This window comes from Caballeronia sp. LjRoot34, from assembly GCF_964253815.1.
GTDB lineage: Bacteria > Pseudomonadota > Gammaproteobacteria > Burkholderiales > Burkholderiaceae > Caballeronia.
This window is the reverse complement of record NZ_CAXUSB020000006.1, coordinates 25,611-40,030: the sequence shown is the minus strand read 5'-3', so window position 1 is coordinate 40,030 and position 14,420 is coordinate 25,611. Positions and strand designations below refer to the sequence as shown.

Below are 14,420 nucleotides of genomic sequence, written 5' to 3'. Positions count from 1 at the left end.
GGCCTACATGCCTCCTTCGACTCGGGGAGAGAACGTCTGCACGACAAGCAAGCCGTTTTCAGCCGTCAGCAGACTTGGAGCGGCCTGTAGCTGGAAGCGCTTGACAATAATCTTGTCGAGCATCATGGGCTTGATCCCGGTTTGCTGAACAAGCGTGCTCAGGCCCTCCTCGTCAAAGTGCGTGACGAGCAACCGTCCTTGGGGGTAGCGCTGCATCCATGTGCGGGCCATCGCGATTTGTCGCTCGTCGGCTGGGTCGATAATGACAATCGCACTTCCAGGCAGTCCCGACTTGGCGAGTGGGTTGTAGCGGGTCCCCTTCGCTATGATCAGATTGCCTTTCTGGTCTCGGATGTCTTGAGGGAACGTGACGCTCAGGTCAACGGTATACCGTGTGTCACGCTGTGCGAGCGGAAGCGGAGTCCCCAGATCCATCTGACGCTGCATGTTTGCAGCCGTTCGACCTTGCCATGCCTTCCAGTCGTAGTGCTGCATGCGGTCGCGGAACACGTCGGCGAGATCCTGCTCGCTCACGGGCCACGTCATACCGGTAGCGCGAGATTTAACACCGGCGTCGATATCGCGGGTTGCAGATTCGATAGAGATTGCTCCGTCGACGCGATACCACTTGTGATCACTAACTGATTCGTGCATCACGACGGGCACCCGCGTCACGTCCCACCTTGCAAATGCCTGGGGAAGAATTGCAACGACAGGCTGCCCCTCGCGTAGGCGATTTTTGAAGTCCGTCATGGCCTTGATGTGTTCGCTGGTCTTGCGCCCGTTGTTGCCTTCCAGACCACGCAGAAAGAACACAACGTCACGCCGTCCGCGGCCTTCGTCCAGCAGGGCCGAGAGTTCACGATCGGGCATTGACATCGAAATGAAGACCGCAGTCTTGGCTTTGAGAACTGCTTCGGTCGCAGGATTTTTCCCGTTGTCATGCGTTGTCGGACCTCCGAACACGGACTGCGCCTTGAGAGCGCCAGCTCGGATCTGCTGGTTCTGTTCACGGACGATCGCCAGAACGTCGCTGGTCGCCCCTACGCCGGCGCCAATGCTCGCGCCGGTCACCGCGGACTGCGCATGTGCGAACTGCGCAATGACTGTGACTCCAGCAAGCAGCGCTGAGATTTGCCTAATCCAGCAACGTATCTTTAGTGACGATTTGATCATGACGAATCGGTCCCCAGTAACGGGAGTCATATGAACGGTATTCGGATCCGAACACGAAGTACTGGCCGGCAGGAATGCGGTACCTGGTGTCCCACGTGTTGACGGGCTTGAAGAAGTGCTGCGCACCCCGCGCGAGCGTGCCAAGAATCTGGCCGTTAATGCTGATGACCCCTTGACCGATCACCACCGTGTCGCCGGGCACACCGGCAACAATCTTGGTCATGAGTGCACCCCGTGGAAACAGGGGTGCCTGTTCGTTTCGGAAGGTGACGAGATCCCCCCGTCGGATCACACCTGTATCGATGCTTCCCCAGTACCATTCCCATGGAAGGCAACCGGTTTGTTCGCGGTCGAAAAATATGTAGCCGTGACGGTGCAGGAGATCGGCAGACGGCCGCGCCCCAAAGAGTGCGACTGGAGCGAACGCCAGTATTGCCACAATGAGCGCAGCGTTCCGGGCGGGCAATCTAGTTATCAAGTGCCGGGCTTCCAATGGAGGGACTTGTGGGATTGCTTCCGACAGAGCTCGCGGCGCTATCCGCTGCGGCAGCAGGTGTGGCAGCCGGCGTCGCGGCGGGGAGCGCGTCGGGCGCAACGATTTTCTGCGCGCGCGACCAGTCAAGACCGAGCTCGCCGGCTACCTGCGCGCTAACGTCAACTCCCGCAGGCGCAGCGACAATGGCCTCCCGACGGACCAAGAGGCAGCTATCGGCAAGCGCGCTGATAGTCGCATCCATTTTCTGCAGCTGGCTACGGTAGAAAACCTGTGCCTCAGCGGCAGATTTTCCGTTGGAGCGGGTCAAGAGGTCTGCCACCATCAGCGACGTAAGGCGACTCATATCAATCGTGCGGTAGCAGGTGGCACTTCCCGCATTTGGCGTCGAGGACTTGAACCAGGCGAGTGGCGAAATGGACGGCATATGTGCGACCAGCGCGCGGCCTCCAAACAGCAAACCTGTACATACCAGCGCGACGGACGCGACCAGCCGGAGCATGCCCCAAAGACCAGCGCGCGCCGATGGGGCGGCCGCAGCCGCGGTATCAGCGATGGCGCCCGTACCCGACGCCCGCGAATCGATGGGACCGTCGTCGGCACGCTGGGTATCGTTCGACGTCGGCGTGCCGAGGGTAGGTTCGGACCGGGGAGGGTTCTGAGGCACGTCGGGGCTAGGCGAGCTCTCGCTCATGCGCTTTCTCCGCGAATGAATTCATGAACAGCTTCGATGACGTCGTCGCCGCGGTCTGCTGCGGCGAGGATCACGTGTTTCTCAGCGCCTTCCGATGAGAAGAGCACCTGGTTAAATCGCGATTCAACAAGTCTTGCGATCCCCGAGCCGCTCTCGGTCCGGAAGTAGATCTCGGAATATCCACCGCGACCCTTGATAGTGTGAACACTGCGCAACAGGTCGGCCTCCGCTTCGCCGATATCCATCCACCCGTTTTTGCGAGCCAGGTTGATGGACTCAGATGCCTGCTTCATGATGAACTTCGTCGCAGCAGTGCCGGCGATGGTCGGGCCATGCGGACTGTTGTAGAGCTGTGTGAGGTTCTGAAGAATCAACCCAATCGACCCGGTTTCTTTGCGGACCTTCGCATACAGCTGGGCGATGAAGCGAGCGAAGGGTTCGTCGGGCATGATGTCGCCGCCTTCCTCAATCACGAGGATTTTTTGCTGCGCGCTCCCCTTCGTCGCATACATGTCCTGTTCGCAGCGGATCATCAACAGCTGCTGGATTACCTGTTGCAGGTGAGGTTGCGATCGCAGTTCGAAAAGCTCGAACGTGACCAGCTGCGCGTCGGCATGTAGCGTGTTCGGGCCAGAGAACCATGCGCCGTAAGGACCTTCAGTGGTGAACGGGTAGAGCTTGCGCGCAAGTTCACGGCTGATTTCGTCATTTGCCTGGTTCATGAGGTACTGGTAGACCTGAGTGACCTCCATGGCCGGCCCGTACGATGCCCACACGCTCTTGATGGAGGACATGATCCGGACGGCCTCAGACGAACGGGTAGGCTCGTTCGGATTGGCCATCTTGCAGAGGAGGGCCTGCAGCACGCCGATACTTTCGTCAATGTCAGTGACGTTCGTAAAAGGGTTGAGGCTATCGCGGGTCTTGTCCGTAAATTCGATGTAGTCGCCGTGATGAGCCTTGGTGAACTTTCCGTGTGAGCGACGGATGTCCAGAATCCGAACGATCGCGCCGAGCGCGAGGTAATCCTGCAACATGCGCTGCACGGCAAACGACTTTCCCGCGCCGGCGTCGGCCGTCAGCAGCCAGTTGAAGTTCGAGTTACGACCGTGAAAAAGGTCATAGCCAAACGGGCGGCCGCGGCGAGTGGTCAGAAGCATCGCGTTACCGTAACCTCGCCACTCGTCGATCACGGGCAGGAACTGCGCCGCATGGACCGAACCCATCGTGAAGAACCGGCGCGTTCGTTCAATGCTCCTAGCGCTAGGGCATAGAGGTAGGGTGTTGTAGAAATTCGGCCACGTGATGTGTTTTTCGAGGGACATCTGCATGTCCTTCCCCGAAAAATACGACTTGAGTCGCGCCGCCATACGGTTGATATCCCGCGCTGAGCGATTAAAGAGCGCGAGCGTGGTATTGACTTCAACGGCGTTGGCCCCGGAGTCGAGCGCTGATATCAGCGTATCGAAGCCCTTTTTCTTCGCGGCAAGAAGCGGCACCCACTTGAGTAGGGGGCCGAACGCCTGCTGCGTTATGAGCACTGACTTTGTTCGCACTCCACCAATCTTTTTGCTTTGTTCAGGGACGTGGACGGTTGTGGTTAGAACAAATGGCATGCTGATTTGCGTACCGGTTCCATCAGGCGTTCCGCGCAGCAGGTCCATGAGATACAGGCTGGCTTTTTTGGGGTATTTCGCCGTCGTCATCAATCCGATATGAACGTGCCCCGCGCTGGTTGGAGAGTCGGCGAGAATCGTCGACTTCAACTGTTTGATACGCTGGCTGGGAGTGAAGATCTGATCACGAATGGTTTTATCTTCATCGTACGAGCGATTCCACTTTCCATACATGTCGAAGTAGCGACGCAGGACTGCCAGATACTCGTCGGGACCAACCGGCTCGACGGGAAGCTTCGCTGCCTCGTACATTGCCTGCACGCGGTCACGAAGCTCGCGGAACTCTGCTATCTCGGATGCCTTGGGGAAGGGTATGCCTCGCGTCGGGATCTTCATTGCCACATAGTGGCGGGCATCGAGCACGCGTGTGGTCAAGGTCGGTGCGAGTCGCTGGTGGGCAGCAGCAGCGATAAAATTTGCGCGATCATCGCACGCGACTTTTGCTACGCGGTTGCCGTATGGGCTGTGTACACGCGCTTCCCGGTATGGGGAAAGCTGGTCGTCCAGATCCGGGACAGCCATCTGGATGTCCTGAATGAACGTGCCAGGCGGGTAATGTTCGCCTAGCACGTTCTCAAGCATCTTCTGGATGTTGATGTCCGCACCAGTAATGAAGTCACCCTGAAGAAGTGCGCCGAGCGCACCCTCTTCGAAGAAGAACATATTGTCGTCGGCAGCAAGACAGGTAAAAGCGTCTCCCGGTCGGTTGCGATCAAGCATTTCAGCTATACGGTCGGTAGCACCCATCAGAAGTCCAGTTTGAGTCAAGGTTGCCGAATGTGTCAGCCGAGGGTATCACCAATCGCAATACGATAATTATTCTCGAATTAGGGTAAAGCTCAGGTGAAAAAAAACCGCCCGGTGGGCGGTTAAGAGACCGGATTGCGGGGAGCAATCCGTCACGAGGACTAGCTAGAAGATGGCCGAGAACATGCCAGTAAGAATGGTCGGGCCGTAGATAGCCGTCAGCGTAATGCCGAGACCCAGCAGCACGCCGCCGAGTGACCCGCGGGCAACCGCAGAAATCAGTGCGATCGCAATCCCCAAAAGGGCCAGCATTTTCCCGCCCGAACCACTGAGAACGCCTGTCAACCACTGGACGACCGTATCGAAAGTCGAGTCGCTGCCGGCGAACGCGTGGACTGCCACCAGGCACACCGCGAGAATTACGAAAATCTGCAGTACCAGCTTTTTGCGGGATTTCGGATCTGCCCAGCGTTCCTTCAGATTGGCCATCTCGGCTCCGTGCAAGGTTCAAAGTGGTTCGAATACTAATTGATAATCGCTTTGTGATTTAATAGTATTTTATGAGATTTCTAAAAATCAGTTACTCGTGTTGGTAGTTGGCAACTGACTTTGTGACTGCGCACGAGCAACAGGGCGCGCAGGGGTAGGGCGGCTTCCACCAGGCCCGGACGTCACGAGTACTGCGCCCGTATTCGGACTCGGGTCGATCCGGTAGGGCACGAGCGTCTTCACCTGAGAGGTGTTCGAGTTATTGCCAATGGACCAGCGGCGGGGCGTCACTTCGACGAAGACGATGCTTGGGAAATGGAGTTGCTGCTGATCGTCCTGCCACGTGTTGATCCACAGTCGCATGATTTTTGCCGGTTCCATCACGGGCATAGACTGCTGGACGGGTTCGGGCAGGCTGACCTGAATGGCTGACACCGGTTGCGGGTCAAGGAGACCTTGGCGTACGTCCTTGCCTGAGCCCTTGGCTTCGGCCGCCTCGACGGCCGCAGGGTTGTTAGACATCGAATAAGCTTCGCGCGCGGATACGCACCCTATTCCCTGACCGCCCGGGCAGGACGGTGAAGAGGAGCCGATGCCGAACATCGATGCACAGCCGGACAGTGCCGTCGCCGTCAACGCGGTGGCCAAAATTGATTGGAAGCGCACGCTTCGTCCTTAAATGGGGAGGCTTACGCCTTTGGTTAGGATCACATCGACCTGTCGCAGGGGATTGATTTCGACGACGGGGACAATCTCCTTTGCAAGGTCGGTGTAGTGCTGGGCGGCGTTCGCGAAGGCTTGACCGATCGGAGCAGCTATTTGCTGGCCGTTGTTACTGTTGCTTCCAAGTTGGACATTCACACCACTGCTATGGATGTCCGATGCTTCGGTTGCGACATAGGTCGCAACGCCTTCGCCGACCGAACCTATCAGCGCAACGCGAATGGCGTTTGCAATGAAGGCGCCATCTTTGGCATCAAGGGTTCCGCGCAGGCCCGGTTTCCCGTCTTCACCGACGACGTAACCGTCAACAGCCACTTCGACAACGCGCCCCCCCTTCAGTACGCAAGACATACGTTCGGCTCGCAGATTGGCCCGGGCAGTAGACAGGTCTCCTGTCCCGGAGACCATGAGGAAGCAATCCTTGACGGACGCGCGTTGCTTGCCGGGGAGGATGGCGTCTTTGTCGAGCCGGATGAGCATCGGGACCGGATCTCGCTGTGATGCCCGGGTCGTCGGAAAATCTCCGCCGTTGATTGCGAGGCCGCTCGTGATGCTTCCCATCGGCAGGAACATCTGCGGGCCGTCAGTGGCCTTTGTGTTTCCGGATTTCGACACGCTGGCCCCGCTCGCAGACGAAGAGGCGGCCGGAGTGTCGGTCGTGTCTCCCACGACTTCGATGCCGTCCGGCTGATCGTTGTCCGAGCCGGTCGCGCCATCACCGCTGCCATGTGGCGGACTGATTGGCGAAGCTGCGACGGGCCCAGCGCCGGGCAACGGGCTGTTCAGGCGGGGCTGCCCGGAGCCAGGAAACGGCGATGATCCAGGAGGTGAAATTCCGTCGCCGCTTCCTGGAGTCGGAAGCTGGGAATTCGTTCCAGCAGCGCCCGCGCTCTGGCCGTGCGTCAACGCTCCAGGACCGCCTGAACTTGTGGGATTGTCGCGTTGCTGCGTCTCGAGCGCGCTGAACCGGTGCTCCGTCTCATTCTGTTGCGACTGGAAGCGATGGTCCATGTCCAATAACTGACGCTGGATCGCCGTAACGGTCGCATTCACATCGGTAAGATCCGTATTCCGCTGAGGTGGGGCAACCACGTTCACGCTGAGTTTGTCACTGGGCGGCTTCGGAGGCGTCGTCTTGACGCTGAATATCCACGCGCCCGCACCGAACGCGAGGATCGTGCCGACTACAACAGCGCGCTTCTGGCGGGCAGGCGTCATCAGCGCCCAGTTGCGTTTGAGCTGGTCGAACATGATCACATCACCTGTTTGGCGAACATGATGAACACATCCGTGGTTTCGCCTGGGCGCACCGCGAGGTTCGGAAAGATGGTGACCGCAAGCACGTGCTCGCTGCCAAACGCCTCTTCAGACAGCGTGACGGATTCCGTTCCTGCGTTGGTCAGGCGGTATCGATAAATGTCTGCGTCAGAGCCTGCATACCGGCCGACAGGGCTGGCCTTGATGGGTCCCGAGATGGCCATCGGCGCATCGAGCGGCGCCTGCGTGTAGCCGTCCGGTATCTGGCCAAGTACCGCCTGTTTCATGGCGGCCGTGATGCCACCAACATAGCTCGAGTCTTCGCCTGAGGATTGGGCTATGTTGCTTCTCTCGGGAATGGCGCCGTCGAGTACAAGCGTGACGGAACGGCCGGCGATCTTCGCGGGCAGCAGGTGAAGGGACACAACGGGCGAGTTTCCTACCGCAGCATCCTTTACGAAAACGGTGGTCTCTTCCTTCGGCGAAAAGAAAACATCCGTACCCAGGACCCGTGAGCCTGAAGGATCCTCACCCGCAACTTTCTTGGCGATGACCTTCGGGGTCGTGAAGGGCGTTACCACCATGTTTGGCTGCGTGCTTGAGACCTGAAAGTCCGCGGTCACGCCGTGCCTTACGTGCAGTACGGCAGGGTCCTCCCCCGGCATCTGATCCAGCGTCGGATTTGGCGGTGCAGGAAAGTGCCCATGCGGCACAACGCGCGGGGTTTGCGGCGGGAGATTGACTGTCGGAACCGTCGGGGCGGCCCGCGCTGGACTCTGCACGACTTCTTCGCCAGGACCGAGCCCGTAGGTCGGTGCGTCGCCCGTTTGGCCGCTCTTGAGGGAATTCACAAGCCGGGAGATGTCGACTCGCGTGAGTATGGGCGGCAACGTCTGATTAGCCGGAGCGACCGCGGCCTGGCGTGGCTGCACCGCAGCCGGAGCGGCGGCGGGTTGGGCAGACATGTCAGGTGTTGTCCCGGCCGGTGGATCCATCTCGATGTGAACGTGCTGCACAACGCCACTGTCCTGCCCGAATACTGTAGCGGGGGTCGCGGCGAGAGCGATAGTGAGCAACGAGATGGCCCGGGCCACGGGCATGCGCCGGAAGCTCGTCTTACGCCGACGACCGGCCGGCTGCTTGATAGATGGGGAAAGCGTATGCACGGTCGATCCCTTATAGGCTTCCAGTTGATTCGTTGGCAGGATCGCGCCCAGTTGGCGTGACGGGTAGCGCAGGTGTAGGTCCCGAGTCGCGACTAGCCGCCGGAAGCCCCCCGGCCGGAACCGGCTGGGAGATACCCGCGTTAGTGCCGGTACGGTGGCTTGGCGCGGCGCCTGGGCCGTCGGTCGGATTTACGCGACCCTGCCCGCTTTCAAGAGCGCCCCGGATGTCATCGGCCTGAGGTGCGATATTGGGATGCAGACGATCTCTGACTGTTGTGTTCGACGTAGCTGCCGGATGAGTTTTCTGCCATTGCAGAGTGCGGGCGGGACCCACGTACGAAGTGAAACCCGTGATTTTCGGCAGACCCGCAACCATGTGCATGGTCAACTCGTAGGTAACAGGTAGTTGAGCCACGGGCTGAGCGGTGCTCTTATACGCAGTCGTGTTGAGCGTTCCTTCGATGAACACCTTGTGGGTGGACGCCTCCCAGGCCGTGTTATGAGGGACGAATACGTTCAAGGCGCCGCTCGTCGTGTACGCCGGATCATCGGCGATCGCATAGATCTGGTCGCGCACAGCCGGGTAAATCGTCGCATCAACGATGAATGCCAGATGGTCCGCAACGAAATGTGCGGTTTGCGGCGTCACCGATCCAACGGCACTCGCGACGTACAGGCCCCACGACTCATAGAAGTTGGATGACGCGCTGTCCCAGGCAACGGAGTATTCGGCAGTCATGTTGGGCGGCTGTTCCACGAGTCGCTCATGCATAGACGCGATCTTGAACGTGAGCGCCAGGTTGGCCAGAACGAGCCCGCCAATCGAGGCGGCGAGCCAGTAGTTCGCGTTGCGCGTGCCGTCCCAGGTTTGAAAGAGGCGAGGCATCTTCATTGGATGAATTCCCTGGCCAGCCCATTGGTAAAGATTCTGTTGAGAGACATGAGGCCGTACCAGTAACCCATGTGGTGAAGCGTGCCCGGCAGCATGTTGCGCTTGTAGCGTATGTAGGCGACGCTGAGTGCAAGTCCGGCCAGAACGGAGGTCGTGAAGCCGTTCATAATTACGCCGAAGCCCATTGCGAGCAGCACGGGCAACAGGTCGTCGGTCTCCCAGAACACGATCTGCGGTGGGTTATCGATCATCTGAGGGATGTCGCGCTCGATCACGATGCACTCCTTGAGTTTGATGGACCGCAAAGCGGCGCGACGGATTTCGTCAGCGCCCGCTTTACCTTGTGCCGCGAACGACTGTGTTTGGTCACTATCGGTGCTGTCTTGAGCACGGGCTCGTCGTCAAGATCGAGCGGCGCGGAAACAACCATGGGTTCGGGCTGATCGATCTCCCACCCATCCGGCGGAACCGGTTTGACGGGTTGAGCCGTGATAACAGGCTCCTGCGCGGTACCAAGGCTCGCGTAATCTGAACCGGTCGAACGCGTTTCAACGCCCAGCCAGCCGCGTTTGGCGACATACGGCTCGGGAGCATGCTCTGGCGCGCACCCTTCGAGCAGCCATGTTGTCGCGACCGCCACGAGGAGGTTGCAACTGGATGACGAAATGGCGCGCTGCATGCGCTTCATGCGCGCATGTGCCTGCTTGTAAAAGCCCCTCAAGATCTGCTCCCGCGCAAATTCCGTATTGCCCGCAATGGCTTGATGATTTGCCAGAGTAGCAAAATCTCCATGAGGTAAATAATTATCCTGAGGCGAATAAATGCGTTCTTCGCATGCGGAAAAACGAGTCGAAGCGTTGCTGGAGTCCACCCGTCCTCGGCAATGGAGGATACGGGCGTGCATGCGCCAAAATGCGGGGGCCAGGCGCTTAGCGAGAGCGTGGATAGGAACGCAGCGCGCAAGGGGCTACGAACCTGCCAGCTGTCGCACCGCACTGGCGTCGGGCCCGGCGTGAACTCCCAGGGCGCGCTTGCTGAGTCCGCGGCAGCTGCGTGCGAATCTGCTTGTGGCGTTTGTGGTTGCTCGCGCGATATCGCATCAACATGCGAGGACAGCGCGCAGGAGGCGATCAGGGCGCAAGCCATTCGGCAAATTCTGCCCATCCGCCGTATCCTAGTTTGACAGGTTGATCTTCGATAACGAACGCGGGGTAGCCGGGTAGCGACCGCGTGGCCAAGGTGTTTTCGTGTTGCGCGTGCATCGCGATCGGAGTGACGGGAACGCTCCAGCTTTGAACGAAGAAACCTTCCATGCTGTTGGCCGCAAACGCGCGAGCGGCCGCCGCGGCAGAGTCAGGCGTGTCGCCCACGGGCACGAACCGAAGCTCAAACGATGAGAGAGTGCGATCGTGAATGGCCGCATGGGTGCGCAGGTCAGAAAAGGCGTTCAGGCAAATGTCGCATCCTGAGTCCAGGATGAACCAGAGGGGAGTCCTGCCCAGGGACGGTTCATCGACGATGTACTTGAGCGCGCTCGTGTCGAGCTGAACCTGGACGCTATGCGCAGCGCCGTCGAGTTTCGTCGGAGTCACCGCTGCGCTTGCTGAAGTGGGTGCTGTCACCGGCGCGAGAAGCGCCGCGATACACCCGGCGAGGAAGTCGCGACGGCTCATGAGTTCATTGCCCTGGAGATCAGGCCGTTGAGCAGTTGGACGAGCGTTCCATAGTTCCCGCCCGTGTAGTTCGCGTTGGTCGTGTAGCGGCCTCCGACGCCAAAATCTGGAGTGGCGCTTACACGATACCGGCGCGCGAGCGCGGCCGCCCGCAGCAGTCGGTCCCGCGTTTCGGGCGAATGTAACGCGGAAAGAACCACGTCGCGTCGCAGACCCATGCCGTAGAGAATCTGAGGAAAATCCTTGGCGGTGGGCATCGGATCGCGTCGTTGTCCGAGGTCATACGCACGTGCCTCGAACTCGGCCATTCGATCGGGGATGAGACTGCGTGCGACGTAATATGCCGCTGCGGCAGACAGGTCCGTTGGATCATCGATCATCAGCGGGGCCGGGACAAAGAGTACCGGTCTGGGAATCGTTCTACCCCATGCCTCGAATGACTCTGCGTATTGGGCACAGAATGGGCAGGTGTAAAGAAAGAACAAGAACACCCTGTTGCGGTCTTCTGCAATGTCGCCTATTTCGAGATAGGGCTTGATGTTGATCTTGCCGTTGTCCTGGCCCGCGAGGCTCGAACTGGTTGGAAGGCCAGGAACGGTTCCGTCGACATCAACGGCCCGTGCGTTGACCGGCCGAGCGCCGATGCCAGTCAGGCTGGCGATTCCCGTGGAGGCGGCCGAAAGGAGAAAGTGTCGTCGGTTTGCCATGGAATGCTCACTGGGCGAATTTAAGTGCTGTCCTGAAGTCGACAAGCCGCTGCGAGCTCATGTCGATTCCGGCCTGGAGAAGGGGCGCGTATTGTGGTTGCGCGAATGCCTCTTCGCGCATCGCTTCGCGATCACCACGTTCGATGGCCACACGTAGCGAATCGGTGCCGACGAGCATCTCCATGATCGGAATCCGCCCTTTGTAGCCATCCCTGCAATGTTCACAGCCGCTTGGGTTCGCCGCATAGAAGGGACGGTCGAATTCAATACGGGAGCCGCCATGCTTCGTCTTTATCCTCTTGATCTGTTCGTCGGTCGGTACGTGCAGGGTCGAACAGTTCGGGCACAACATGCGCGGAAGACGCTGGGCGGTGACGAGACGAATCGCGTCTGCGATTTCATATGCTTTGACGCCCAGGTCGAGGAAGCGGGTGATCGTTGAAAGCGCATTGCGCGTGTGAAGCGTGGACAGCATCAGGTGCCCCGTGTTTGCAGCGGTCAGCGTCACGCCGGCGGTTTCTCCATCGCGGATTTCGCCTATTAGTCCGGCTTCAAAATCCTGACGCAACATCGCTCGTAGAATCCTGGCGAAAGTACGGTGAGCGGTGACGGCGATCTGTGTAGCTCCTCTGAGCGTGTATTCGATCGGGTCCTCGGCGGTCATGATGTGGATGTCCGGCTCGTTTAGATGATCGAGGCAGGCATATAAGGTTGTCGTCTTGCCGGAACCGGTCGGACCGACGTTGAGGATGAGACCTTCTTCTTCCTCGAGCGCTTCCATCAGCGCTGCACGAAGCTTGGACGGCATCCAGATGTCTGCAATCTCTCTCGCAGCGTTGGCCTCGTCAAGAATCCGGCAGACAATCGACTGTCCAAGGTCACTTGGGAGAATGGAGACCCGGATATCCACGCGGCGTCCGTCGACGGCGACAGTGAACTTCCCGTCGAGCGGTGACTCAGTGTCGGATACCTCGAGGTTGCAGCGCGAACGGATCTTGACGTTGATTTCCCGCGCTGCGTTGCTATTCAGAAGGAACCGCTCGCGCAGCACGCCGTCGGTTCGAATGCGCACCTGAAAGCCGTTTTGGTGATGTCGCATGTGGATGTCGGATGCGCCCTCCCGGCAAGCGGTCGGAAACAGATAGTTCAGAAATTCGACGAGCTTCCCATCACCGCTCGAGGTGCTGATAAACCGGTCGAGACCGTTATGAAGAAAGCCGGTGGACGAGACGAGCAACGACGCGAAGTCAGGTTGCGTGGCCACGACCAGGTCTGGCGCATTCACAGCTTGTCTCCGTCGTTTTCACTTCCCGTCGCCGCAGTTGTGGAGGCAGCGGCGGTGTCGCCACCGCGATGGTGGCGGTTAGTCGCCCAAGGCTGCGGATCCTGGCCGGCCGTGTCTGCCGCAGTGCTGCCGCGTGGTCGATAGTCCCCAAAGACGGGGTCGACATCGTTGAAGGGGGGAAGGGGTTGTCCATCGTAAGCCCAAGACCAGATCGATGAGCGGCAAGCCTCGATCATAGGCAGAGCGTCGTCACGCACGTCGCGTCCGGTATCTTCATCGAGCATCCCGATTACCGCACCGAATAGCCGTACGCTCGCGCCTAGAGGCATGCAGGTTCGGCTGACACGTACAGCAGGGTCTGTAGACACCATGACATAGGTGACCCATCCAACCAGCGCGGCGCCGGCCACATAGGAGATGACCGTCTTCATTCGGTTCCGTCCTCAGTCGTAAAAACAATGTCGGTACCCGGAGCCGCGCCGGCTGGCTGCCGAGGCCCGGAGTTTGGCTGTGAATGTCGTCGTACCGAGCCCAGGCGAGGGGGAGGGGTACCCTGGTACCAGCTCCAGACCTTGCGCACGTACTCCTGGCGGGCGTCGGTACAGGCTTCCCCCTTGAGTTGGTTGCAGGCGCTGTTGTATGCACCGACAGCGTTCCAGCTAGCACCCTGCTGCCGGATGGTTCGCGCCAGAATCCACGCCCCGACATCGATATTCAGGCAGGGATCGTCAAGCAGGCGACCGCGCGTAATGCCAAAACGTGCGAGTGTCGTCAGCCAGGATGAATTGATCTGCATAAGACCAATATCAATCGTGCCCGTACGCGAAAAATGGCTGAGATTCCTCGCGTCGAGGCGACCGCTCGATTCCGTCTCTGCAATGGCCCACAACAGGCGCGGGTCAATGCTGTATTTCGCTCCCGATGCGACAAAACAGGCGCCGACGTCGGCGTCAGATTGCGCGAATGCGGCAGGCGTCCCGGCAAACAGGACGGCTACGAAGACGAGCCAACGTGTCCAGAAAATCGGCAGTCGCATGATTTTTCAGAGTGTCAAGAACGTGCGCAAAGCATTACATCGACCTTCCCGGAAAGACCCGCGAGTGCGCGGACGACACAACGTGACGGACATATTGGCCAGTCGACGAAACGGCCATGTGCGCCGCCTCAACGATGAGCAGGGCGAGTCCGACATAGAACAGGGTCACCGTAATTGGGATGAGTGTTTCAGCGCCGGTACTTTGCGCGATGTTCGTCGATAAGGCCCGGATCGCTTCCACAAACACAGCCGCCGCAGAGTCAACGACGATGTGCGGGAACAGTGGGACAAAGGAAGCATTCATCAGGAGCGAAGCGACCATGAGTCCGAGCGCGACGCGGAGGATTTTTGACATGTGTAGAACCCCGTTGGAATGAAAGAGTCGGCCCCTGAAATGCAACGATCA

Annotated in this window: 17 protein-coding genes; all 17 read right to left on the bottom strand. The window is 59.3% G+C overall.

Annotation, left to right across the window (positions count from 1 at the left end):
• Positions 1-3: 3 nt before the first annotated feature.
• The 17 genes from ACSQ36_RS44180 to ACSQ36_RS44100 all read right to left on the bottom strand — a co-directional run bounded on the left by ACSQ36_RS44180 (position 4) and on the right by ACSQ36_RS44100 (position 14,369).
• A complete protein-coding gene (locus ACSQ36_RS44180) occupies positions 4-1,074 on the bottom strand; it encodes a TrbC family F-type conjugative pilus assembly protein (RefSeq protein WP_436187149.1) in 1,071 nt (356 codons plus the stop codon).
• A 64-nt stretch (positions 1,075-1,138) separates the two neighbouring features.
• Complete coding sequence (gene lepB, locus ACSQ36_RS44175; RefSeq protein WP_436187148.1) at positions 1,139-1,642, bottom strand: signal peptidase I; 504 nt, start codon at positions 1,640-1,642, stop codon at positions 1,139-1,141.
• A gap of 1 nt (position 1,643) precedes the next feature.
• Positions 1,644-2,363: a hypothetical protein gene (locus ACSQ36_RS44170; protein WP_436187147.1), complete on the bottom strand. Its 720-nt coding sequence runs from the start codon at positions 2,361-2,363 to the stop codon at positions 1,644-1,646.
• Complete coding sequence (locus ACSQ36_RS44165; RefSeq protein WP_436187146.1) at positions 2,360-4,786, bottom strand: TraC family protein; 2,427 nt, start codon at positions 4,784-4,786, stop codon at positions 2,360-2,362. The genes ACSQ36_RS44170 and ACSQ36_RS44165 overlap by 4 nt, the downstream gene beginning before the upstream one ends.
• A 165-nt stretch (positions 4,787-4,951) precedes the next feature.
• Complete coding sequence (locus ACSQ36_RS44160) at positions 4,952-5,275, bottom strand: TrbC/VirB2 family protein (protein ID WP_436187145.1); 324 nt, start codon at positions 5,273-5,275, stop codon at positions 4,952-4,954.
• An 87-nt stretch (positions 5,276-5,362) separates the two neighbouring features.
• The gene (locus tag ACSQ36_RS44155) at positions 5,363-5,797 is read right to left on the bottom strand and encodes a TraV family lipoprotein (protein WP_436187144.1); all 435 of its coding nucleotides are present in this window, start codon (positions 5,795-5,797) and stop codon (positions 5,363-5,365) included.
• Positions 5,798-5,950: 153 nt separating this feature from the next.
• Positions 5,951-7,249: a TrbI/VirB10 family protein gene (locus ACSQ36_RS44150; RefSeq protein ID WP_436187143.1), complete on the bottom strand. Its 1,299-nt coding sequence runs from the start codon at positions 7,247-7,249 to the stop codon at positions 5,951-5,953.
• 2 nt (positions 7,250-7,251) lie between these two features.
• On the bottom strand, positions 7,252-8,355 hold the full coding sequence (locus ACSQ36_RS44145; RefSeq protein ID WP_436187142.1) for a hypothetical protein: 1,104 nt from the start codon (positions 8,353-8,355) through the stop codon (positions 7,252-7,254).
• 76 nt (positions 8,356-8,431) lie between these two features.
• Positions 8,432-9,313, bottom strand: coding sequence for a TraE/TraK family type IV conjugative transfer system protein (locus ACSQ36_RS44140; RefSeq protein ID WP_436187141.1), 882 nt, complete (start codon positions 9,311-9,313; stop codon positions 8,432-8,434).
• On the bottom strand, positions 9,310-9,588 hold the full coding sequence (gene traL / locus ACSQ36_RS44135; RefSeq protein ID WP_436187140.1) for a type IV conjugative transfer system protein TraL: 279 nt from the start codon (positions 9,586-9,588) through the stop codon (positions 9,310-9,312). The genes ACSQ36_RS44140 and traL overlap by 4 nt, the downstream gene beginning before the upstream one ends.
• Positions 9,585-10,034, bottom strand: coding sequence for a hypothetical protein (locus ACSQ36_RS44130; protein WP_436187139.1), 450 nt, complete (start codon positions 10,032-10,034; stop codon positions 9,585-9,587). The genes traL and ACSQ36_RS44130 overlap by 4 nt, the downstream gene beginning before the upstream one ends.
• Before the next feature lie 409 nt (positions 10,035-10,443).
• Positions 10,444-10,986, bottom strand: coding sequence for a hypothetical protein (locus tag ACSQ36_RS44125; RefSeq protein WP_436187138.1), 543 nt, complete (start codon positions 10,984-10,986; stop codon positions 10,444-10,446).
• Positions 10,983-11,693, bottom strand: a complete 711-nt coding sequence (locus tag ACSQ36_RS44120; protein ID WP_436187137.1) for a disulfide oxidoreductase — start codon at positions 11,691-11,693, stop codon at positions 10,983-10,985. The genes ACSQ36_RS44125 and ACSQ36_RS44120 overlap by 4 nt, the downstream gene beginning before the upstream one ends.
• A gap of 7 nt (positions 11,694-11,700) precedes the next feature.
• Positions 11,701-12,978: a GspE/PulE family protein gene (locus ACSQ36_RS44115; protein WP_436187136.1), complete on the bottom strand. Its 1,278-nt coding sequence runs from the start codon at positions 12,976-12,978 to the stop codon at positions 11,701-11,703.
• Positions 12,975-13,409 (bottom strand): hypothetical protein, encoded by a 435-nt coding sequence (locus ACSQ36_RS44110; protein WP_436187135.1) that lies wholly within the window; start codon positions 13,407-13,409, stop codon positions 12,975-12,977. The genes ACSQ36_RS44115 and ACSQ36_RS44110 overlap by 4 nt, the downstream gene beginning before the upstream one ends.
• On the bottom strand, positions 13,406-14,014 hold the full coding sequence (locus ACSQ36_RS44105) for a lytic transglycosylase domain-containing protein (RefSeq protein ID WP_436187134.1): 609 nt from the start codon (positions 14,012-14,014) through the stop codon (positions 13,406-13,408). The genes ACSQ36_RS44110 and ACSQ36_RS44105 overlap by 4 nt, the downstream gene beginning before the upstream one ends.
• Before the next feature lie 34 nt (positions 14,015-14,048).
• The gene (locus ACSQ36_RS44100; RefSeq protein ID WP_436187133.1) at positions 14,049-14,369 is read right to left on the bottom strand and encodes a hypothetical protein; all 321 of its coding nucleotides are present in this window, start codon (positions 14,367-14,369) and stop codon (positions 14,049-14,051) included.
• Between the last annotated feature and the right edge of the window lie 51 nt (positions 14,370-14,420).

Bases quoted from the DNA above. Each gene is read 5' to 3' on its own strand.
- ACSQ36_RS44170 (WP_436187147.1), bottom strand. From the start codon at position 2,363: ATGAGCGAGAGCTCGCCTAGCCCCGACGTGCCTCAGAACCCTCCCCGG.
- ACSQ36_RS44165 (WP_436187146.1), bottom strand. From the start codon at position 4,786: ATGGGTGCTACCGACCGTATAGCTGAAATGCTTGATCGCAACCGACCG.
- ACSQ36_RS44160 (WP_436187145.1), bottom strand. From the start codon at position 5,275: ATGGCCAATCTGAAGGAACGCTGGGCAGATCCGAAATCCCGCAAAAAG.
- ACSQ36_RS44155 (WP_436187144.1), bottom strand. From the start codon at position 5,797: ATGTCTAACAACCCTGCGGCCGTCGAGGCGGCCGAAGCCAAGGGCTCA.
- ACSQ36_RS44150 (WP_436187143.1), bottom strand. From the start codon at position 7,249: ATGTTCGACCAGCTCAAACGCAACTGGGCGCTGATGACGCCTGCCCGC.
- ACSQ36_RS44145 (WP_436187142.1), bottom strand. From the start codon at position 8,355: ATGCCCGTGGCCCGGGCCATCTCGTTGCTCACTATCGCTCTCGCCGCG.
- ACSQ36_RS44140 (WP_436187141.1), bottom strand. From the start codon at position 9,313: ATGAAGATGCCTCGCCTCTTTCAAACCTGGGACGGCACGCGCAACGCG.
- ACSQ36_RS44125 (WP_436187138.1), bottom strand. From the start codon at position 10,986: ATGAGCCGTCGCGACTTCCTCGCCGGGTGTATCGCGGCGCTTCTCGCG.
- ACSQ36_RS44120 (WP_436187137.1), bottom strand. From the start codon at position 11,693: ATGGCAAACCGACGACACTTTCTCCTTTCGGCCGCCTCCACGGGAATC.
- ACSQ36_RS44110 (WP_436187135.1), bottom strand. From the start codon at position 13,409: ATGAAGACGGTCATCTCCTATGTGGCCGGCGCCGCGCTGGTTGGATGG.
- ACSQ36_RS44105 (WP_436187134.1), bottom strand. From the start codon at position 14,014: ATGCGACTGCCGATTTTCTGGACACGTTGGCTCGTCTTCGTAGCCGTC.
- ACSQ36_RS44100 (WP_436187133.1), bottom strand. From the start codon at position 14,369: ATGTCAAAAATCCTCCGCGTCGCGCTCGGACTCATGGTCGCTTCGCTC.